19 protein-coding genes are annotated in these 21,185 nt (G+C 64.5%); 5 read left to right on the top strand and 14 right to left on the bottom strand.

Annotated features, from left to right (window positions below; translation table 11 throughout):
• Positions 1–11 precede the first annotated feature (11 nt).
• From XH81_RS34760 to XH81_RS34740, 5 genes are all read right to left on the bottom strand, one after another.
• Positions 12–1,940 (bottom strand): potassium transporter Kup, encoded by a 1,929-nt coding sequence (locus tag XH81_RS34760; RefSeq protein ID WP_038974176.1) that lies wholly within the window; start codon positions 1,938–1,940, stop codon positions 12–14.
• Positions 1,941–2,080: 140 nt separating this feature from the next.
• Positions 2,081–3,979 (bottom strand): potassium transporter Kup, encoded by a 1,899-nt coding sequence (locus XH81_RS34755; protein WP_212428869.1) that lies wholly within the window; start codon positions 3,977–3,979, stop codon positions 2,081–2,083.
• A 229-nt stretch (positions 3,980–4,208) separates the two neighbouring features.
• Positions 4,209–5,039 (bottom strand): OmpA/MotB family protein, encoded by an 831-nt coding sequence (locus XH81_RS34750; RefSeq protein WP_028145261.1) that lies wholly within the window; start codon positions 5,037–5,039, stop codon positions 4,209–4,211.
• A 24-nt stretch (positions 5,040–5,063) separates the two neighbouring features.
• Positions 5,064–5,837, bottom strand: a complete 774-nt coding sequence (locus XH81_RS34745) for a motility protein A (protein WP_018320941.1) — start codon at positions 5,835–5,837, stop codon at positions 5,064–5,066.
• 213 nt (positions 5,838–6,050) lie between these two features.
• Positions 6,051–6,875 (bottom strand): SDR family NAD(P)-dependent oxidoreductase, encoded by an 825-nt coding sequence (locus XH81_RS34740; RefSeq protein ID WP_271596795.1) that lies wholly within the window; start codon positions 6,873–6,875, stop codon positions 6,051–6,053.
• Positions 6,876–6,976: 101 nt separating this feature from the next.
• Between XH81_RS34740 and XH81_RS34735 the strand changes: the two genes are divergently transcribed.
• Positions 6,977–7,270: a hypothetical protein gene (locus tag XH81_RS34735; RefSeq protein ID WP_028145263.1), complete on the top strand. Its 294-nt coding sequence runs from the start codon at positions 6,977–6,979 to the stop codon at positions 7,268–7,270.
• Positions 7,271–7,286: 16 nt separating this feature from the next.
• Here XH81_RS34735 and XH81_RS34730 read toward each other — a convergent pair whose 3' ends face one another.
• The 4 genes from XH81_RS34730 to XH81_RS34715 all read right to left on the bottom strand — a co-directional run bounded on the left by XH81_RS34730 (position 7,287) and on the right by XH81_RS34715 (position 11,836).
• Complete coding sequence (locus XH81_RS34730; protein ID WP_028145264.1) at positions 7,287–8,006, bottom strand: RraA family protein; 720 nt, start codon at positions 8,004–8,006, stop codon at positions 7,287–7,289.
• A gap of 122 nt (positions 8,007–8,128) precedes the next feature.
• Entirely contained in the window at positions 8,129–9,013 is an 885-nt protein-coding gene (locus XH81_RS34725) for a CDP-alcohol phosphatidyltransferase family protein (RefSeq protein WP_038946300.1), read from the bottom strand.
• 87 nt (positions 9,014–9,100) lie between these two features.
• Complete coding sequence (locus XH81_RS34720) at positions 9,101–9,823, bottom strand: phosphatidylserine decarboxylase (protein WP_256379501.1); 723 nt, start codon at positions 9,821–9,823, stop codon at positions 9,101–9,103.
• 54 nt (positions 9,824–9,877) lie between these two features.
• Positions 9,878–11,836, bottom strand: coding sequence for an ABCB family ABC transporter ATP-binding protein/permease (locus XH81_RS34715; protein WP_028145267.1), 1,959 nt, complete (start codon positions 11,834–11,836; stop codon positions 9,878–9,880).
• A gap of 201 nt (positions 11,837–12,037) precedes the next feature.
• On the opposite strand from XH81_RS34715, the gene XH81_RS34710 reads away from it, so the two are divergent.
• The gene (locus tag XH81_RS34710; RefSeq protein ID WP_026202462.1) at positions 12,038–12,643 is read left to right on the top strand and encodes a TIGR00730 family Rossman fold protein; all 606 of its coding nucleotides are present in this window, start codon (positions 12,038–12,040) and stop codon (positions 12,641–12,643) included.
• 4 nt (positions 12,644–12,647) lie between these two features.
• On the opposite strand, the gene XH81_RS34705 is transcribed toward XH81_RS34710, so the two are convergent.
• The 4 genes from XH81_RS34705 to cysS form a co-directional block, all read right to left on the bottom strand.
• Complete coding sequence (locus XH81_RS34705; protein WP_028145268.1) at positions 12,648–13,025, bottom strand: VOC family protein; 378 nt, start codon at positions 13,023–13,025, stop codon at positions 12,648–12,650.
• Between the two features lie 49 nt (positions 13,026–13,074).
• Positions 13,075–14,673 carry a citramalate synthase gene (gene cimA / locus XH81_RS34700; RefSeq protein ID WP_038970982.1) on the bottom strand — a complete coding sequence of 533 codons (1,599 nt, stop codon included), beginning with the start codon at positions 14,671–14,673 and terminating at the stop codon, positions 13,075–13,077.
• Positions 14,670–15,161 carry a GNAT family N-acetyltransferase gene (locus XH81_RS34695; protein ID WP_028145270.1) on the bottom strand — a complete coding sequence of 164 codons (492 nt, stop codon included), beginning with the start codon at positions 15,159–15,161 and terminating at the stop codon, positions 14,670–14,672. Before XH81_RS34695 ends, cimA begins: the two co-directional genes overlap by 4 nt.
• Positions 15,162–15,276: 115 nt before the next feature.
• Positions 15,277–16,659 carry a cysteine--tRNA ligase gene (cysS, locus tag XH81_RS34690; protein ID WP_038946296.1) on the bottom strand — a complete coding sequence of 461 codons (1,383 nt, stop codon included), beginning with the start codon at positions 16,657–16,659 and terminating at the stop codon, positions 15,277–15,279.
• A gap of 288 nt (positions 16,660–16,947) precedes the next feature.
• Here cysS and XH81_RS34685 point away from each other — a divergent pair, with 288 nt between their 5' ends.
• Together XH81_RS34685 and XH81_RS34680 are read left to right on the top strand one after the other, a co-directional pair.
• Positions 16,948–17,253: a hypothetical protein gene (locus XH81_RS34685; protein ID WP_038946295.1), complete on the top strand. Its 306-nt coding sequence runs from the start codon at positions 16,948–16,950 to the stop codon at positions 17,251–17,253.
• Between the two features lie 182 nt (positions 17,254–17,435).
• On the top strand, positions 17,436–18,620 hold the full coding sequence (locus XH81_RS34680; RefSeq protein ID WP_095425869.1) for a DUF2865 domain-containing protein: 1,185 nt from the start codon (positions 17,436–17,438) through the stop codon (positions 18,618–18,620).
• 214 nt (positions 18,621–18,834) lie between these two features.
• Here XH81_RS34680 and XH81_RS34675 read toward each other — a convergent pair whose 3' ends face one another.
• Positions 18,835–19,740, bottom strand: a complete 906-nt coding sequence (locus XH81_RS34675) for a DUF2189 domain-containing protein (RefSeq protein ID WP_038970985.1) — start codon at positions 19,738–19,740, stop codon at positions 18,835–18,837.
• Positions 19,741–20,272: 532 nt separating this feature from the next.
• Here XH81_RS34675 and XH81_RS34670 point away from each other — a divergent pair.
• Positions 20,273–21,106, top strand: a complete 834-nt coding sequence (locus tag XH81_RS34670; RefSeq protein ID WP_028145275.1) for a cytochrome c oxidase subunit II — start codon at positions 20,273–20,275, stop codon at positions 21,104–21,106.
• The last annotated feature ends 79 nt before the right edge of the window (positions 21,107–21,185 follow it).

The following is a 21,185-nucleotide window of genomic DNA, read 5'->3' as shown; positions in this document are numbered from 1 at the left end:
TGGCCGGCCGCCTAAATCGTCACCTGCGTTCCGACCTCGACCACGCGGCCAGAGGGGATCTGGAAATAGTCGGTGGCGTCGTTGGCCGAGCGGCTGAGCGAGATGAACAGCCGGTCCTGCCAGCGCGGCATGCCGGAATGGACGGCGGGCTTGAGCGCTCTGCGCGACAGGAAGAACGAGGTCGACATGATGTCGAACTGCCAGCCGAGCTTGCGGGCGATCGCCAGGGCTTTCGGCACGTTGGGCGATTCCATGAAGCCGAACTTCAGCGTCACCTTGGAGAAGGTCGGTGAGATCTGCTCCAGTTTCACGCGCTCGGCCGGATCGATCCGTGGGGTCTGCGCCGTCTCGATGGTGAGAATGACATTCTTCTCGTGGAGCACTTTGTAGTGCTTCAGACTATGCATCAGCGCGGTCGGCGCGCTGAGCGGGTCGGAGGTCAGGAACACCGCGGTGCCGGGCACCCGCTGCGGCGGCCGCTTCTCCAGCATCGCCACGAGATCGGCGAGCGGGAACTCGAGCTTGCGCGACTTCTCGAACAAGAGGCGGCTGCCGCGCCGCCACGTGTACATCAGGATGATCATGAGCGCGCCGAGCGCCAGCGGCACCCAGCCGCCTTCGAACACCTTGAGCAGGTTGGCGGCCAGGAACGTGAGGTCGAGAAACAGGAACGGCGCAATCAGCGCTCCGGCCGCGAGCGGCGACCAGCGCCAGACCTTCCAGATCACGACGAAGCCCATCATCGCCGTGACCACCATGGTCCCGGTGACCGAGATGCCGTAGGCCGAGGCGAGCGCGCTGGACGAGCGAAACAGGAGCACCAGCAGCACCACCGCGACCAGCAGCAGCTGGTTGATGCGCGGGATGAAGATCTGGCCGGAATGGGCTTCCGACGTATGGCGAATTTCGAAGCGCGGCAACAGGCCGAGCTGGATCGCCTGGCGCGTCAAGGAATAGGCGCCTGTGATGACCGCCTGGCTGGCGATGACGGTCGCCATGGTGGCGAGCACGACCATGCAGCCGCGGAACAAGCCCTGCGGGAAGAGCTGGAAGAACGGGCTGACGATGGCGCCGGGATCGCCGAGCACGAGGGCGCCCTGCCCGAGATAGTTCAGCGCGAGCGACGGCAGCACGATGAACAGCCACGCGGTCTGGATCGGTCGCTTGCCGAAATGGCCGAGATCGGCATAGAGCGCCTCAGCCCCGGTGACCGCGAGGAACACCGCGCCCAGCGTCACGAAGCCGATGATGCCGTGGTGGAACATGAAAGAGACCGCATAGAGCGGGTTCAGCGCATACAGCACTTGCGGCTGTTGGATGATCGGATGGATCGCCGCCGCGGCAAGGACCGCAAACCAGACGCACATGATCGGGCCGAAGAAGGCGGCGACGCGGGCGGTTCCGCGCGACTGCACGGCGAACAGGCAGACCAGGATGACCACGGTTAGCGGCACGATATAGGGCTCGAACCGCAGCGTGACGTCCTTCATGCCTTCGATCGCGGACAGCACCGACAGCGCAGGCGTGATCACGGCATCGCCATAGAACAGCGCGCCGGAAATGATGCCAAGCAGGACGACGGTCGCCCCGCCGGTGCCGACCGCGCGCTGGGCCAGCGCCATCAGCGCCAGCGTGCCGCCCTCGCCGTTGTTGTCGGCCCGGAGCAGGATCACGACGTATTTGAGCGTCACCACGACAATCAGTGCCCACAGGATCAGCGAGACCACGCCGAGCACCGCCGCCGGCGTCGGCAGCCCGTCCGCGCCCGATGCCGCCATCACCGCCTCGCGGAACGCGTAGAGCGGGCTGGTGCCGATATCGCCGTAGACGACGCCGATGCTGCCGAGGGTCAGCGCGCCGAAACGGGCGGTGGTATGGGCCTCGCCATGCCCATTGGCCGCCGCCGTTTCCGGGGCGGAAATCACTACGTCGCTTGTCATGGGAGAGCCCAGTGGCCTCTAAAATGCTTCACTGCACAATGGCGGAAGAGCGCGCGGCTTATAGTCCTGCGCTACCGGCATAGCCTAGCCCGATTCCGGGGCTTAGACATGCAAATTTGCATGACTAAGGCAGTTTCGTTCTAGATGGTGACTTGGGTTCCGACTTCAACCACCCGTCCCGTGGGGATCTGGAAGTAATCCGTGGCGTCGTTGGCGGACCGGCTGAGCGCAATGAACAAATGGTCCTGCCACAGCGGCATGCCCGACTGCGCCGACGCCTTCAGCGACCTCCGCGACACGAAGAACGACGTCGACATGATGTCGAACTGCCAGCCCTGCTTGCGCGCGATCGCAAGTGCCTTGGGCACGTTCGGCTGCTCCATGTAGCCGAAGCGCAGCCGGACTTTCGAGAACTTGTCGCTGATCTTCTCCATGCGGAAACGCTCCGCCAGGTCGACCCGGGGCGTATGCGCGGTCTCGATGGTCAGGATCACGTTGTGCTCGTGCAGCACCTTGTTGTGCTTGAGATTGTGCAGCAGCGCGGTCGGCACAAAGGAGGGATCGCTGGTCAGGAACACCGCGGTGCCCTTGACGATGTGCGGGGGCCGCTTCTCCAGGCTGCGGATCAGATCGTCCAGCGGCACCTCGATCCGGCGCGTCTTCTGGATCAGGATCCCGGAGCCCTTCCGCCAGGTCCAGATCGTTCCCGCCATGGCCACGCCGAACAGCAGCGGCACCCAGGCGCCCTCAAGCAGCTTCAAGAGATTGGCGCTGAAGAAGCTCAGATCGACGATGACGAAGGGCATGATCACGGCCGCAGCCGTGGCAGCGCGCCAGTTCCACAATTTCCAGATCACGATGAAGCCCATGATGCCGTCGGCGACCATGGTGGTGGAGACCGCGATGCCGTAAGCCGACGCCAGATTGCTGGGGGTGTGGAACAAGAGCACCAGCAGCATCACGCCGATCAGCAGCAGTCGATTCACCCGCGGCAGGTAGATCTGGCCGGCGTGAGTCTCGGAGGTGTAGCGGACCTCGAAGCGCGGCAAGAGGCCGAGCTGTACCGCCTGATAGACCAGCGAATAGGCGCCGGTGATCACCGCCTGGCTCGCGATAACGGTCGCGGCCGTCGCAAGCCCGACCAGCGGCAGCACCAGGCTCTCGGGCACCATGCGATAGAACGAGTGCTCGATCGCGCTGGGATCAGACAGCACCAGCGCGCCCTGCCCGAAATAGTTGATCAAGAGCGCGGGCAGCACAAAGAACATCCAGGCCGACTGGATCGGCTTGCGCCCGAAATGGCCGAGATCCGCATAGAGCGCCTCGCCCCCGGTCACCGCCAGGAACACGGCGCCAAGGGTGACGAGGCCAATCGTGCCGTGCGACAGCACGAACTGCACGGCGTAATAGGGATTGATCGCCGCCAGCACGGACGGGTCGTCGGCGATGTGGACGGCTCCCATCACGGCGATGACGGTGAACCAGATCACCATCACCGGCCCGAAGGCCGAGGCCACCAACGCCGTCCCCTTGCTCTGGACCGCGAACAGCAGCACCAGGATGAGGACGGTGAGCGGCACCACGTAATGCTCGAGCGCGGGGGTTGCGAGCTTCAGGCCTTCGACCGCCGATAGCACCGAGATCGCCGGCGTGATCATGGAATCGCCGATGAACATGGAAGCGCCGACCACGCCGAGGGCGAGCAGGAACCAGCTCCGCCGCCCGAGCGCGCGCTGGCCGAGCGCCATCAGCGAGAGCGTGCCGCCCTCCCCGTTGTTGTCGGCGCGCAGCAGCAGCAGCACGTATTTGGCGGTGACGACGATCAGCAGCGCCCACAGGATCAGCGAGAGCACGCCGAGAACCATGACCCGCGAGACCGGCTCGCCATGAGCGGCGCCCCTGACCGCCTCGTGGAATGCGTAGAGCGGCGAGGTGCCGATATCGCCGAACACGACGCCGATGCTCCCGAGCGTAAGGGACCAAAAGCCCGAGGTGACCGGCCCGTCCTGGGTCTCGGTCTGTGTGATGCTCGCCGTCATGAAGATGGAAAACGCTTCTTCCCTGGAATTGATCCGGCGCCTTTTGACGCTTCCGGTGCGCCTGTCAATCGGCGCACCACCATAGCAGGCGCAGAGCCGGATGCTGTGACGCTGCAGCCACGCTCATTGCCAGCGCGACGACATGCCTCAGGTAGAATGGTAGCGCAAGGGGCCTATTTTCCGGGCAGGATCTCGTCGGAAAAAAGTGCTCACCGTGCCCGGGTGATGCTCACGGCTTCAGATTCGGCGGCAGCGGCGGATCTTCGCGCATCAGGGTGATGGTCACCCGCCGGTTGGCCGCGAGCGAGGGATCGTCCGGAAACAACGGCTGGGTATCTGCCTTGCCGGAGACGGCGAAGATGTGCGACGGCGGCAGGCCCTCGCGTTCGAGGATCTGGCGAACGGCATTGGCGCGGTCGGCCGACAGATCGAAGGCGCCGTAGTCGCTGCGGGTCGGCACGAAGCCGGCCGCTGTGTGGCCGGCGATGGAGACGCGGAGCGGCGTGGCCTTGAGCGGGATCGCGAGCTTCTCGACCAGGCGGCGGGTGCGGTCATAGGGCACCTTGGAGCCGTCGGCGAACATCGAGCGGCCGTCCTGGTCGACGATCTCCAGATTGAGACCCTGCTTGGTCTCCTCGAACATGATGTGCTTGGACATCTCGGTCAGCTCCGGCATGTCCTGCAACGCCTGGCGCAGCGAGGCTGCGGCGAGCGCGAAATTGCGGTCGACCTTGATCTTCGCGCCCGACGTCTTGTCGCGATCTTCCTGGTCCGGGGTCGGCGTGTTGGAGGCATCCTCGGGCTGGATATGGTCGACGTTCTTCAGCCGCGGGCGGGTCGGCAAACCGTCGGACTCGACGATGCCGGCATAGCGCGCCTCGCTCTGCACGCCGAAGGCGTCGCGCATCGATCCCGCGACGATCTTCAGCTTGTTGGCGTCCTGCGTCGAGAACGCCACGAGCATCACGAAGAAGCTCATCATCAGGCCCATGAGGTCGGCGAAGGTCACGAACCAGCCGTGACCGCCTCCATGGGCATCGCCGCGTTTCTTCTTGGCCATGTCTCAAAATCCCGGCGGGCGGGCTTACGCCGGCACCGGCTCGCCCTCGGCGTGGCGATGCTTCTCCGGCAGGTAGGCCAGCAGCATTTCGCGCACCAGGGTCGGGCTCTTGGAGTCGCGGATCATCAGGATGCCGTCGATGATCAGCGTGCGGTTGGTCTCCTCGTCCAGCAGCTTGCCGTGCAGCTTGTCGGCGATCGGCAGACAGAACAGGTTCGCGACCAGCGCGCCGTAGAGCGTGGCGAGCAGCGCGGTCGCCATGAACGGGCCGAGCTTGGAAGGGTCGGTCATGTTGGCGAACATCTGCACCATGCCGATCAGGGTGCCGATCATGCCGAAGGCCGGAGCGCAGTCGCCGATGGCGCGATAAATCTTGCTGCCCTCGTCGAGGTGCATGAGGAAGTTGTCGCGGTCGCGCTCGAGATTGTCGCGGATGAAGTCGAGGTCATAGCCGTCGGCGACGTAGCGGATGCCCTTGGCGAGGAAGGGCTCGTCGGTCTCGACCTTTTCCAGACCCACCGGGCCCTGCTTGCGGGCGATCTCGGCGATGCGGGCGAGCTCGTCGACGAGGTCGTGCGCCGACAGGCGGCTCATGGTGAAGGCGAACTTGGCGCCGAGCGGAAGGCCGTGCAGGAGTGCCGAGAGCGGAAAGCGGATCATGGTGGCGGAGATCGAGCCGCCGAAGATGATGATCATGGCATGTTCGGAGATGAACATGTGAAGGTCGCCGCCCATGAAGATCATCATCGTGATGACGATGATGCCCGCAATGAGCCCGACGCTCGTCATGATATCCATGGGATACTCCAACGCGTACGCAACAACGGCCGTCCTGGCCGCTGGCGCGGCCCAACCCCGAACCGCATCGGAAACCCTAGAGTGCCGCCCTTAAAGCCGCGTAAAGGTTAAGTTGAGCCGGCGCGCCAGACCGGGGCAACGCATCGGGATGAGGCCGGCTTTGCCGACTGCCGACACGAATTTCAACGCTTTGCTAACCATGATTGCGGCGCGCTAGCGTGCCAGGCCCGTCAGCTTCAGGCTCAGTTCGCGCAGGCGCTTGCGGGCAGCTGCATCGTAGCCCTGCGGATTGGCACGCGCCTCGCTCATGCCGTTGAAGAACAGGCCGCTCTTGCCTGCGACATCGTCGCCCCCGACGAGGCGCAGGATCGCCGCGCCGCCCTGCTCCACCGTCGAGATCGGCGTGACGCCGCCGGCGCGCACCATCGTGGTGTTCATGTAGGTCGCCGGATGCAGCGCGTTCACGGTGATGCCCGCGCCCTTCAGTTCGTCCGCGAGATCGATGGTGAACATGATCTGGGAGAGCTTGCTCTGTGCATAGGCACGCGAACCGCTGTAGCCTTTCGTGATCATGACGTCGTCGAAGTCGATCGGGTGCTGGCCGAGGGAAGCGACGTTGACGATCCGCGACGGCGCCGCAGTCTTGAGCAGCGGCAACAACAGATGGGCCAGCAGGAAACCGGAGAGGTAGTTCACGGCAAAGCGCAGCTCGTGACCGTCGGCGCTGACTTGTCGCTGCGGCCCATCGTTTTGCGAACCGATGCCGGCATTGCTGATGAGGACGTCGAGACGTTGATGATCGCGGATGACCGCTTCGGCGAGCGCTCGCGTACCCGACATCGACGACAGATCGGCCTGGTAGAAGGCCGGCGCGGCACCGCCGGCTTTCGCGATCTCGTCGCTCAACACCTTCGCGCGCGTCGCATCGCGGCCATGGATCAGGACCCTTGCACCGTCTTCGGCCAGCCGGCGCGCGACGTAGCGGCCGACGCCGTCGGTCGAGCCGGTTACCAGGATCGTCTTGCCATTCATCTTCATCGTGCGTCCTCCGGCTGCGGCCCTGCGCCACGGGGGCGGAACGAGGGATGACTGCTATTCTAGGGCCCTGCGGCATGCTCCATCGCGGGAGCCGTTTTGCAATGTTGACGCTGTTCAGCCTTCTCACCGCGCTGCCTGCGGTGTTGGCGCTCCACCTGCTCGAGCCGGAACTCGTTCTGCCGGCCTTCAGCCTCGTGCTCTTTGCCGAGGCCGCCTTCGCGGTGATCGCAGCGCGCTTGATTCACCTTCCGGACAATGCGGAGGACATCACGCTGTGGGACCTTGCAGGCGGCTTCACCCTGATCGGGTGCGCCGCCGCGATGTTCGGCGAGCCGGATCAGGCCGCCCTGTTTCTGACGGAACAGGGTGACCCGCGACCGGTGTCGCGGCCTTAGGCCGCCTCATCACCCCTCAGTGGATCTCCGCCGAACGCTTCAGCGCGGCCTTCAGCTTCTCGAGCGAAAAGTCGGGGCTGCGGGCGATCTCCAGAATCGGCGTCTCGCGGCGGCCGCAGAGCTCGGCGGCCTCCGGCAGCTTTGCTGCGATGTCCAGCGGGATCACGATGGCGCCATGCTGGTCGGCGTGGATCAGATCGTCAGACTTCACGGTCATGCCGGCAACGCGAACCTCGCCGCCAAAGCTCTCCGCATGCACCCAGGCATGCGACGGACCGATCGAGCCGGCCAGCGCCTGGAAGCCCGGCGCCCATTGCGGGATGTCGCGGATCGAGCCGTCGGTGATGACGCCGAGGCAGCCGAGCGCCTTGTGCACGTTGCTCTGCACCTCACCCCAGAACGCGCCGTAGCCGACGTCGGGACCATCGATATCCTGAATCACCGAGATGCGCGGACCATGGCCGGTGCCGACATATTCGTAATACTCGATGCGGCGCCTGGACTGCTCTTCGGCCGGAAGCGAGGATTTCAGCACCGAGCGGATCGCGACCGTACGGGCATAGCCGACGATCGGCGGCAGGTCGGGAAACGGGCAGACCAGTTGCTTGGTGGTGTAGCCGATCAGCCGGCGCTCGGGCGCCACAATCTCCATGGCATTGCAGATCGTCGGCGTGTCGTAGCGGCCCAGCGCTTCGAGGACGGAAGCGGGCAGCGGCCCGGTCGCTTTATCAGTCACGGCGTTCTCTCCCAGATTGGCGGTCGCTGTTGGCGCGATGCCGCCGGCACAGGGCGATATAGCCGAGATCAGGTCTCAGCCCAACTCGGGGAGCCTCATGGCAGATATCCGCGTGTGGCCGCTCAGTGCAGCCGTCCGGGCCGGTCGTCGTCGTCGTTGGGCGGCTCCGACAAATTCGCCAGCGTCGGCGCCGACGGCGGTGAGGTGACCTCGCCTCCCGACGGCGCGGAGGCTTCCATCGCGCGGGCCTGGTCGCGATAGGATTTGTAGCCGAGCGGCAGGCAGAGCAGGTACAGGACGGTGCCGGACGAGAGTACGTGCCAGGGATAGGCGATCAGCAGCGCGATGAAGACGATCACCGCGACGAACGCCGGCAGCACCAGCTCCGGCGGCACGCGCATGCGCTTGGTCTTGCCGGAGAACACCGGCAGGCGCGACACCATCAGGAAGGCGATCAGCAGCGTATAGGCCGCCGTCATCGCGGCGGGCCAGCGGCCGAGATCGAGGAACGCAACATAGATCGGCAGCAGCACGGTGATCGCGCCGGCCGGCGCCGGCACGCCCGTGAAGAAATTGGCAGCGAAGGCCGGCTTGTTCGGGTCGTCCATGGTGGCATTGAAGCGCGCCAGGCGCAGGCCGCCGGAGATCGCGAACACCATGGCGGCGATCCAGCCGGCATTGCCGAGCTCGTGCAGCTGCCAGAAATACAGCATCAGGCCCGGCGCGACGCCGAAATTGACGAAATCGGCGAGGCTGTCGAGCTCGGCGCCGAACTTGGACTGCCCCTTGATCATGCGCGCGATGCGGCCGTCGATGCCGTCGAGGGCGGCCGCGAACACGATGGCGTAGACGGCGAGCGACATCCGCCCTTCGATCGACAGCCGGATCGAGGTCAGGCCGGCGCAGATCGCCAGCAGCGTGATGACGTTGGGCACCAGCATCCGCACCGGAATCGGGCGGAACCGCCGGCGGCGTACGTCAGGGTCTTTGAAGTCATAGGGCGTCATCGCTGGTCCTCACCTCAAGGCGAGATATAGCAAGCCGCGTCTCCCTCCGCCATTGCGGCGGAAGGCCCCCACAGACCGACTTATTGGTTAATTGGCGCGGAAGGCGCGACTGGGGTCGTCTCCGGAAAGATCGGCCAAAATCGTCTCGCCGGCGATCGCGGTCTGCCCTTCCGAGACCAGCGCCTTGGTCCCCACAGGCAGATAGACATCGAGCCGCGAGCCGAAGCGGATCAGGCCGAAGCGCTCGCCGGCGCCGATCGCCTGGCCCTCCCTGACGAAGCAGACGATGCGCTTGGCGACGAGCCCTGCGATCTGCACCACGCCGATCCGCGCCGTCGCCGTCGAGATGACCAGCGAATTGCGCTCATTGTCCTCGCTGGCCTTGTCGAGCTCGGCATTGATGAACAGGCCGGGCCGGTAGGCGATGCGGTCCACCCTGCCCGCCACGGGAGCGCGGTTCACGTGGCAGTTGAACACGCTCATGAAGACCGAGATGCGCGGCAGCGGCCGGTCGCCGAGCCCGAGCTCGGCCGGCGGCAGCGCCATGGTGATCATCGAGACGCGGCCGTCAGCCGGCGACACCACAAGCCCCTCGCGCACCGGCGTCACACGGACGGGATCGCGGAAGAACAGCGCGCACCACACGGTCAGGATCGTGCCGATCCACCCCAAAGGCGACCACAGCCAGAACAGGACGAGGCTTGCCAGCGCAAAGCCGCCGATGAAGGGATAGCCCTCCTTGTGAATCGGCGGGATCTGACGCTGGATCGAATCGAGAATGGACATCGGTATCTGCCGCTCGGGGTTAATGGCACGGGTCGTCGCGCGGGCCTGTTTAGGCCAGAGTTGGGACCGGAGACAAGGTCACTCCGCTGCCGCAGGCGCCGTCAGGGCGTCATCCACCGGCGGCGGCTCCCGGTTGGGGGCCTCGCTGGTATCGGCCATCTTGGCCAGTTTCTCGCGTGCCGCCTCGGCCTCACGCTGCCTGTTCCACATGCTGGCATAGAGACCGCCATGCGCGAGCAGCTGGGCGTGGGTCCCCCGCTCGGCAATGCGGCCCTGGTCCAGCACGATGATCTCGTCGGCCCCGACGATGGTCGAAAGCCGGTGCGCGATCACCAGCGAGGTGCGGTTCTTCGCCACGCGGTCGAGCGCGCCCTGGATCTCGTGCTCGGTATGGGTATCCAGCGCCGAGGTCGCCTCGTCCAGCACCAGGATCGGCGGCGCTTTCAGGACGGTGCGCGCGATCGCGACGCGCTGCTTCTCGCCGCCGGACAGTTTGAGCCCGCGCTCGCCGACCTGGGTCTCGTAGCCCTTGGGCGCCATGCGGATGAAATGGTCGATCTGCGCCAGCTGCGCGGCCTCTTCGACTTCAGCGTCATCGGCGTCCCAGCGGCCGTAGCGGATGTTGTAGCGGATGGTGTCGTTGAACAGCACGGTGTCCTGCGGCACCATGCCAATGGACGCGCGCAGCGAATCCTGCGTCACCGCGCGGATGTCCTGGCCGTCGATCAGGATCTTGCCGCCGGAGACGTCATAGAGGCGGAACAGAAGGCGCGAGATGGTCGACTTGCCTGCGCCCGACGGGCCGACGATGGCAACGGTCTTGCCGGCCGGCACCTCGAAGCTGATGCCCTTGAGGATCGGGCGAGTCGGCTCATAGGCGAAGCGCACGTCCTCGAAGCGCACGGTGCCGGCGGAGATGACCAGCGGCATTGCATCGGACGCGTCCTTGATCTCGGCCTCGCGGCCGATCACGCCGAACATCTTCTCGATGTCGATGATCGCCTGCTTGATCTCGCGATAGACCATGCCCATGAAGTTCAGCGGCTGGTAGAGCTGGATCATCATGGCGTTGACCAGCACGAAGTCGCCGACCGTGTTGGTGCCGTTGCGCACGCCGATCGCGCACATCAGCATGGTCGCGGTCAGCCCCAGCGTGAAGATCACGGCCTGGCCGGTGTTGAGCACCGCAAGCGAGGTGTAGGTGTGGACGCTCGCCTCCTCGTAGCGCGCGACCGACTTGTCGTAGCGCTGCGCCTCGCGGGCCTCGGCGCTGAAATACTTCACGGTCTCGTAGTTGAGCAGCGAGTCGATCGCCTTGGTGTTCGCCTCCGTGTCGGAATCGTTCATCCTGCGGCGGATGCCGATGCGCCACTCGGTCGCGATGTAGGTGTAGTACATGTAGAGCGTGACCGTGATCAGGGTGGCGACCACGTAACGCCAGTCGAACTGCCAGAGCAGCACGGCCATCAGCAGCGAGACCTCGACGATGGTCGGGATCAGCTGCAGGATCACCATGCGCACGATGACCTCAATGCCCTCACGCCCGCGCTCGAGCACGCGCGTCAGGCCGCCGGTCTTGCGCTCGAGGTGGAAACGCAATGACAGCTCGTGCATGTGGACGAAGGTGATGGTGGCGAGCTTGCGCACCGCATGCATGGCCACGCGCGCGAAGATGCCGTCGCGCCATTGCGTCAGCAGCGCCATCAAAATGCGCATCGCACCGTAGCTCACGGTCAGCAACAGCGGCGAGGCGATCACCCAGAGGTGCCAATTGTCCGCCTGCACCGGCGCCGTGTTGGCGCCGGTCAGCGCGTCCGTCGCCCATTTGAAGCTGAACGGCACCGTCAGCGTGATCAGCTTGGCAGCGAGCAGCAGCACAAGCGACCACACCACGCGCATCTTCAGGTCGAAGCGGTCGCCCGGCCAGATATAGGGCCACAGATGCGCCAGCGTTCCCATCAGCGTCGCCCGCTCCGGTGGTCCGCCGGGAGGAGGATCGGGAACGTCGGCGCCGTCGAACGATTGAGGTTGGTCCATCAAAAAGCCTGAAAGCCCGCCGGATGCGGGCGTCGCTGCGATCTACGATTTTCGCACGTCATATAGAGCCTTCCCGATGCCAGCGCACCCCGCCAGATGGCGATTCTTTGATTGTTTGCCGTCGTTTACCAGTAGATTTCCGGGAGTATCGAATCACCGATTGGGCTTGACGCCTCTTCGCTGCAATGCATCATGGCACCAATGAGCACGATCAAAACTGTCTGTGTCTATTGCGGCTCCGGCCCCGGAACCAATCCCCGCTTCACCGAAGGCGCCAAGGCGTTCGGCAAGGCGCTCGCCGAGAACAACGTCCGGCTCGTCTATGGCGGCGGCTCGCTCGGCCTGATGGGCTCGGTCGCGACCTCCGTGCTCGATCACGGCGGCACCGTCACCGGCATCATCCCGGAATTCCTGCGGATGCGCGAGAACGCGCTGACACGCGTGCAGGAGATGATCGTCACCCCCGACATGCACGAGCGCAAGCGCTTGATGTTCGAGCGCTCCGACGCCTTCGTGGCGCTGCCCGGCGGCGTCGGCACGCTGGAAGAGCTGGTCGAGCAATTGACCTGGAAACAGCTCGGCCGCCACGCCAAGCCGGTGCTGCTCGCCAACATCGACAATTTCTGGGAGCCGCTGTTCTCGCTGCTGTCGCACATGCGGCAGACCGAGTTCATCCGCGCCGGCCTTTCGGTCGACATCCTCAAGGCCGATCGAGTCGAGGACATCTTGCCGAAGCTGAAGGCGGCCGCAGCCCAGATCGACGAGGCCGAGAAGAAGCTCGCCCCGGAAGTCGCGCGCAAGCTCTGACGTCCTACTCGCTCGGAAACGTCACCGCCTCGATCCGGTTACCATCGGGGTCGGTGACGAAGGCCGCGTAGTAGCGCACGCGATCATGCGGACGGATGCCGGGCGCACCGTCCGAAGCGCCGCCGGCGGACAGCGCTGCGGCGTGAAACGCATCGACCTCGCTTGTCGTCTTCGCCCGCAGGCAGATATGAACGCCGCTTTCGGGCGGCACGCGCGGCATGGCCTCGCGTAGATTGATCCAGAATTCCGGATAGGCCTTGCCGAAACCGACCGTGCGCGGCCGCGTGACGAGGCGCGAAAGGCCGAGGGCGGCGAGCGTTGCCTCGTAGAATTTCGCGGCGCGATCGAGATCGCTGACGCCGACGGAGATGTGGTCGATCATGCCGTACTCCCTCCCCTCGCAATGACGGCGTTTGTGGCCACGCCGTCGCTTACGCCGGCGCGCCCGACTTCACGAGCTTGTAGATCACCGAATCCATCAGCGCCTGGAACGAGGCGTCGATGATGTTGGGGGAGACGCCGACCGTGGTCCAGCTGTCGCCGTTCTCGTCCTCGCTCTCGATCAGGACGCGCGTGACCGCGCCGGTGCCGCCGTTGAGGATACGCACGCGGTAGTCGATCAGCTTCAGCCCCTCGATGTATTTCTGGTACTTGCCGAGGTCCTTGCGCATGGCGACGTCGAGCGCGTTGACGGGACCGTTGCCTTCGGCAGCCGAGATCAGATGCTCGCCGGCGACGTCGACCTTCACCACGGCCAAAGCGACGGTGACGCGTTCGCCATGCGAATTGTAGCGCTGCTCGACATTGACGTCGAACTGCTCGACCTCGAAATAATGCGGCACCTTGCCGAGCGTGCGGCGCGCCAACAGCTCGAACGAGGCGTTGGCGGATTCATAGGCGTAGCCGGCCGCCTCGCGCTCCTTCAATTCCTCGACGAGGCGTGTCAGCTTCGGATCGCTCTTCTCGTAGGGAATGCCGGCGCGGTCGAGCTCGGCGATGACGTTGGAACGTCCGGCCTGGTCCGAGACCAGGACCTTGCGGTGGTTGCCGACCGTCTCCGGCAGCACGTGCTCGTAGGTCTGCGGGTCCTTCAGCACCGCGGACGCATGGATGCCGGTCTTGGTGACGAAGGCGCTCTCGCCGACATAGGCCGCATGCCGGTTCGGCACCCGGTTGAGCATGTCGTCGAGCGTGCGCGAGACCTTGACAAGCGTCGCCAGCTTCTCGGCCGTGACGCCGATCTCGAGGGCGTCCGAAAACTCCGGCTTCAGCTTCAGCGTGGGGATCAGTGAGCAGAGATTGGCGTTGCCGCAGCGCTCGCCAAGGCCGTTCAGCGTGCCCTGGATCTGCCGCGCGCCGGCCCGCACCGCGGCGAGAGAATTGGCCACCGCCTGCTCGGTGTCGTTATGGGCGTGGATGCCGACGTGGTCGCCAGGGATGTGTTTCGTCACTTCAGTGACGATGGCCTCGACCTCGTGCGGCATGGTGCCGCCATTGGTGTCGCACAGCACCACCCAGCGCGCGCCGGCCTCGAAGGCGGCCTTGGCGCAGGCGAGCGCGAAGCTCGCATCTTCCTTGTAGCCGTCGAAGAAATGCTCGCAGTCGAGCATGACCTCGCGACCGGCGGCCTTCGCGGCCGCGACGCTGTCGCGGATGGAGGCGAGGTTTTCCTCCTTCGTCGTCTCCAGCGCGACGCGCACCTGATAGGCGGATGCCTTCGCCACGAAGCAGATCGCGTCGGCCTTCGCTTCCAAAAGCCCGGCCACGCCGGGATCGTTCGAGACCGAGCGTCCGGCCCGTCGCGTCATGCCGAACGCGGTGAAGCGCGCATGGGCGAGCTTGGGCTTGCTGCCGAAGAACTCTGTGTCGAGCGGATTGGCGCCGGGATAGCCGCCTTCGACATAGTCGATGCCGAGGTCATCGAGCATCGCGGCGATGACCTGCTTGTCGGTCAGCGTGAAATCGACGCCGTTGGTCTGCGCGCCGTCGCGCAGCGTGGTGTCGAACAGATAAAGGCGCTCCTTGCTCATTGCGGCGCTCCGAGCGTCTTCTTCATGGTGGTGTTGGCGAGCCACTCGTCGTTGATCGTGATGCTGTTACGCTGCATGGCGACGTAGCCGCGCTTGGCGAAAAAACCCTGCGCGGTGTCGCTGGCATCGACCGAGAGGTTTTGCGCGCCGCGGCCGCCTGCAAGCTTTTCCAAAGCGTCGACCAGCAGGGTTGCGATGCCCTGCCCGCTGACTGCCGGATGCACGTAGAGCATGCGGATGTGGTCGGTACCGCGCAGCGAGGCAAAGCCAACCGGCGAACCATCGAGCGTCGCGATCAGCGTCAGGTCGGACGCGAGGTGCTTGCCGAACTCTTCGCTGTCCGCCGCCTCCATCCAGGCCTGCTGCTGCGCCTCACTATAGTCGTCGCCAGTCAGCTCCTCGATGCTGGCGGCGAAGATCGCAGCAAGAATTGGCACGTCCGCCGGCAGGAACGGCCGCAAGCCGGGCTTTGGCAAAGTCTGTCCCATCGTCCTCACCACATCCCATAAAGCTTGAGCACCAGCGCCACGGCACCAGCGAGCAGCGCGATCTTCAGCGCGATGTAATAGAGCCAGTGACGCGGGAAAGGCGTGTCGGGCCGTTTCATCGCGAAAACTCCCAGGTGGTGCCGTCCTTGGAGTCCTTGATCGCGACGCCCATTGCAGCAAGCAGATCGCGAATGCGGTCGGATTCCTTGAAGTCCTTGCGGCTACGGGCCGCCGTCCGCTCTGCGAGCAGGCGCTCGACCTCCTTGGCGTCGACGCCACTCGCCTGCTGCTTGCGGCCTTCCCACTGTGCGGCGCTCTCGGACAAGAAGCCGAGCAGGCGCAACGAGCCCGCCAGGGCACCCACGTCACCTCCACGCAGGCTGTGCAGCGCCGCGATCGCCAGCGGGGTGTTGAGATCGTCGAGCAGCGGCTCGACCACGGACGCAGCCGGCTCGCCGGGTGCGACGTCGGCCGCGACGCGATACCAGTCGTCGAGCGTCTTGGCGCTCTCCTCCAGCGACTTCATGGTCCAGTCGATCGGCGAGCGGTAGTGCGTCTTGAGCATGTTCAGGCGCAGCACCTCGCCAGGCCAATCCGCGAGCAGCTCATGGATGGTGATGAAGTTGCCGAGGCTCTTCGACATCTTCTCGCTTTCGACCTGCAGGAAGCCGTTGTGCATCCAATAGTTCGCCATGCGCTGCTGGTGGAAGGCGCAGCAGGTCTGCGCGACCTCGTTCTCGTGATGCGGAAACACGAGATCGATACCGCCGCCATGGATGTCGAAATGCTCGCCGAGATGCTTCCAGGCCATGGCCGAGCACTCGATGTGCCAGCCCGGACGCCCCTCGGCCTTGATACCAGCCGGTGACGGCCATGACGGCTCGCCCGGCTTGGACGGCTTCCACAGCACGAAATCGGTGGCATCGCGCTTGTAAGGCGCGACATCGACGCGGGCGCCGGCGATCATCTCGTCGAGCGATCGCTTCGACAGCGCACCGTAGCGGGGCAGCGAGGAATTGGCCGCGTTCATCGCCTGCGGCGAGAACAGCACATGGTCCTCGGCGGCATAGGCAAAGCCGCCCTTGATCAGCCGCTCGATGATCTCGCGCATCTCGGCGATATGCTCGGTCGCGCGCGGCTCGACGCTCGGCCGAAGCGCGCCGAGCGCGTCGACGTCGGCGTGAAACTGCCTGCCGGTCTGCTCGGTGACCTTGCGAATGGCCTCGTTCAGTGGCAGGCCCGGGAAATCGCGCGCGGCGCGGTCGTTGATCTTGTCGTCGACGTCGGTGATGTTGCGGACATATTTGACGTACGCCTCGCCATAGAGGTGGCGCAGCAGCCGAAACAGCAGGTCGAACACGATCACCGGCCGCGCATTGCCGATATGGGCGAAGTCATAGACGGTCGGCCCGCAGACATACATGCGGACGTTCTCCGCATCGAGCGGCGCGAAGATGCGTTTTTCCTTCGTCAGCGTATCGTAAAGGCGCAATTCCATATGGATACCCGTCGGCTGTTGGCCGGGCGTCCAGGGCTCTCAATGTTTTGAGAAAAGACGGCTCCAGCCAGCGAATCGCTAGCTCGTAATCTCGCGGCAAATGGCGCAAATGGCGAGGAGACCGTTCATGCGGCCACATATGGGCTATGAGGCGGCCCCGCGTCAAGGGAGCCGCGAAAATGCCGTTTTACGTCCGCAAAGCGCGCCGCCGCCGGGATCGTTCATGATCCTTAACTATTTGAGTCCATTCTGGAACCAGATTGTTCCTTTTTGCCTCCCGGTATTTTCATGCGATCCTTGCCCGCGCTCATTTTCAGCGCCGCGATTCTCGCGACATCCGGCGCCTGCGCCGAGACCCGCGTCTTCATCATCGCCAACCAGGCTGACGGCTACGGCGTCGATCAGTGCCTGGCCAAGGGCGAGAAATGCGGCGCCTCCGTCGCCCGCACCTACTGCCAGTCACGAGATTTTGCCCAGGCATCAAGCTATCGCCGGGTCGACCCCGACGAAATTACCGGCTCTGTCCCCAAATCCGGCGCAAACTGCTCCCATGGCCATTGCGACGAATATGTCGCAATCACTTGCCAGCGCTGAATTCGCTCGGAGCTGGCGCAGCTTAGGCCCGGTCCATTGGCCCCCAAAACGACGTGACGATGCCGCAGGAAGCGGCTATTGGGAGGGCGCGCTTCGGGGCCCAAATTGCTTCGGCGTCCAAGTCGCTTCGGCGTCCAAGTCACTTCAGCGTCCAAGTCACATTGGGCCATGACCTCGCTAGAATGGCGGATATGCCTGAATTCCTATCCCTCTCCCGTGCTCGCTTGCTTCTTGCCTGTACCGTGCTCTTGAGCACGGCCGTGCTCGTCACCGGCGCTCTCGCGCAGGCCGGTCCGCCCGGACCGCCGCCTCAGCCCGGTCAGAACGGACTCGGGCCCAATCCGATGTGCGTGCGTTTGGAAGGCCAGCTCGCGGCGCTGGACCGCGGCGGCGGTGGTGACCCCGCGCGCGAAGACCAGATCCGCCGTTATCAGGATTCCCAGGCCAAGCAGCAGGCCGAACTCGACCGGGTCACCATGCAGGCCAAGCGCATGGGCTGCGATTCCTCCGGCTTCTTCTCGCTGTTCAACGGCCAGTCGGCCCAATGCGGACCGGTCAACACCCAGATCCAGCAGATGCGCGCCAATCTGGACCAGATCACCGGCAATCTCGAGCGCCTGCGCGGCGGCGGCGGCTTCAGCCCGGAGCGCGACAGTCAGCGCCGCTCGGTGCTGGTTGCGCTGGCGCAGAACAATTGCGGCCCGCAATATGCCAACGCCGTGCAGTCACAAGGCGGCGGCAACTTCCTCAGCAATCTGTTCGGCGGCAACAACGCGGGCAATCCGCAAGGTGTGCCGCCGTCCGATCTCGGCCCGCCATCCGGCACCTACCGCACCGTGTGCGTGCGCACCTGCGACGGCGCCTATTTCCCGGTCTCGTTTGCAACGGTGCCGGCGCGCTTCCCCGACGACGAGAAGACCTGCAAGGCGCTCTGCCCGGCCGCGGAAGCCGTGCTCTACACCCATCGCAATCCCGGCGAAGACATGAACTCCGCGGTCTCGGTCAGCGGCCAGCCCTACACGGCGCTGCCGACCGCCTTCAAATTCCGCAGCGAGTTCAACCCGTCCTGCTCCTGCAAGGCCGCAGGACAGACCTGGGCGGACGCATTGAAATCAGCCGACGACAAGGCGGCAGCCGAGCAGCAGGGCGATATCATCGTCACCGAAGAGAGCGCCAAGAAGATGCAGCAGCAGCGGCTCAACAAGGGCACGCCTGCGAACGCCAAGAAGGGCGCAGCCCCCGCGCCGACGACGGCGAATGCACCGGCCGCGACGCCGCCGGCAGATACCGGCACGGCAGCATCGAGTTCGGAGAACAAGCCGATCCGCTCGGTCGGGCCGACCTTCCTGCCGCAGCAGCAGAAGTAAATCACCTTTTGCTCAACTGTCATGCCCCGCGACCCGGCTACGCCAAGGCTTCGCCGGGGTTTGAGGTCTTGGCGCGCCGAAGCTTCAGCGTAGGCGGCAAGCGGGGCATCCAGTACTCCGTGTCGACACTTGGCTCGCACCGGCAGCGCCGCGGCGTACTGGATCATCCGCTTTCGCGAATGATGACAACAATCAATGGGCGCAATCGCCCGTCTCACTCACGCTCGCGGCTCCACGGGAAGAGATTGGCCGGAAAGTCCGCTGCGTAGCGCCTTCCCTTCGTGGGCGGCGGCGGCGCGTCCGGTGGATTCGGATTCGGCTCGACCACCCGCCGATAGAGGTGCCAGGTGGCATGGCCAAGCACCGGCAGAACGACAGCGAGACCGACGAAGAGCGGTACAGAGCCGATCACGAGTAGCACCGCGACGATGAGGCCCCATCCGGCCATCGCAACCGGGTTCGCCGCTACTGCTCGGAGCGAGGTACGGATCGCGTCGATCGCAGTCGCATGCCGGTCGAGCATCAACGGAAACGACACGACGCTGACACACAAAGCCACAACCGCAAACAGGAAGCCGACACCGCAACCGACGATGATGAGCGACCAGCCTTCCGGTGTCGTCAGCACGCGCGTTGCGAAGTCGGGAATGCTTGCGGCCGCCGCATGACCGAAGATTGAGACATAGATTGCGTTCGCGACACCGATCCAGGCCCCGAACAGGACCAGCAGGAGCACGCCGAGTTCTACCATGGCCCCGAACGACGGTGCGCGCAGCACCTTGACCGCATCCCATGCAGCGACCTCCTCGCCGCGCTCACGACGCCGGCTGAGTTCGTAGAGACCGATCGCGGCAAACGGGCCAATCAAGGCAAAGCCGGCGGCCAGTGGAAATAGCAGCGGCAGCACCGAATAGCCGAGAACCATCCTGAACAGGACGAGACCGAGAACGGGATAAATCACGCACACGACGATCGCGTGACTCGGCATCGCCTGGAAATCTTCCCAACCCAGGCGCAGGGCCTCGGTCAGATCGGACAGGCTGATCTTGCGAATGGGATAGGAGGCCGCTTCGCCGAATACGTGCCGCCTGATGATGTCGTGGGAGTACAGAGTGGCCATGAACGGACCCTCCCGTGCTGAAAATCGCGGTTTCGATAACACGCGCTTTCCAGCCACGCGTGTCCGCCTGATGAGCAGGAAACGCGATGGGTCGAGTACGGCAACTCAGGTTCAGCGAACGAGCCTGGCCGGACGGAACCCGTCGCGACCTGCCTCGCAAAGTTTAGCGCTTGCGGCGCAAAGCTGCACTCACGGTTGAGTGAATTGTGCACCAGCACGGATTTGTGCGTTGCATCACCCAGACCCAACATGCGCGCCAGATGCTTCGTCGGCTTGCCAGCACGGCGATCACCCCACGTCGGGCACCTACCATTGCGCTATTGACGCCGGGTTAGGCTGGTATCATTTTAGAAGCAGACGCCCTTAGAGTTGATGGTCGCGAACATTCTCTTGATTTCGCGGCCGGTGGAATGGGCGAGGCAAGAGGCCGGCGATGGCATAAGTGCCAACCGAGAAAGGCCAGCCATCGCGACAGACATGAGCTCCGCCCTGGATTCGTATCCGTAGCCTTTGATGGCAAGGATGGATCAGGATGGCTGTCGCACTGATACTGCTTCTGGTCGCGATCGGCTCGGTGCTGTTTCACCTCTACAGCCCATGGTGGTGGACGCCGATCGCCACGAACTGGGCCTATATCGACCACACCATCAACATCACGTTCTGGATCACGGGCTTTGTTTTCGTCGCCGTAATCGCCTTCATGGCCTATTGCGTCTTCCGCTTTCACCACAAAGAGGGAAGACGGGCTGATTACAATCCCGAGAACAAAAAGCTCGAATGGTGGCTGAGCGTCGGGACCGGAATCGGTGTCGCGGCCATGCTGGCGCCCGGCCTCGTGGTCTGGCATCAGTTCGTGACCGTGCCTGCGGACGCCACCGAGGTCGAGGTCATGGGCCAGCAATGGCAATGGAGCTTCCGCCTTCCGGGCAAGGACGGGCGGCTCGGCACATCCGATGTCCGCAACATCGCTTCCGACAATCCGATGGGACTCAATCGCGACGATCCGCATGCGCGGGACGACGTCGTGATCGAGAACGGCGACCTGCACCTTCAACTGGGAAAGCCGGTCAAGGTTCTGCTCCGCTCGGTTGATGTCCTGCACGATTTCTACGTGCCCGAATTCCGAGCCAAGATGGACATGGTTCCAGGCATGGTGACTTACTTCTGGATCACGCCGATCCGAACCGGAACGTTCGACGTTCTCTGTGCGGAGCTTTGTGGCGCGGCTCACTATCAGATGCGGGCCAAGGTCATCATCGACGAAGAGCGTGAATATCACGCTTGGCTGGAGCAACAGAAGACGTTTGCAGAATTGTCGCCGGCAAACACCGTCGTGAAGGCGGCATATCAATCCGGCGGCAAGTAGCAAGGCGCCGCCGCGAAGATGAATCGGGTGCGTGAGACCAACTCGTCGCCCCCGATGGAAACGACCGAGGAGGTTCTCT

It is taken from the genome of Bradyrhizobium sp. CCBAU 25360, from assembly GCF_028128695.1.
GTDB classification, from domain to species: Bacteria; Pseudomonadota; Alphaproteobacteria; order Rhizobiales; family Xanthobacteraceae; genus Bradyrhizobium; species Bradyrhizobium ottawaense.
Note: the sequence above shows the minus strand (reverse complement) of the source record. Positions and strands in the feature narration are given on the sequence as shown.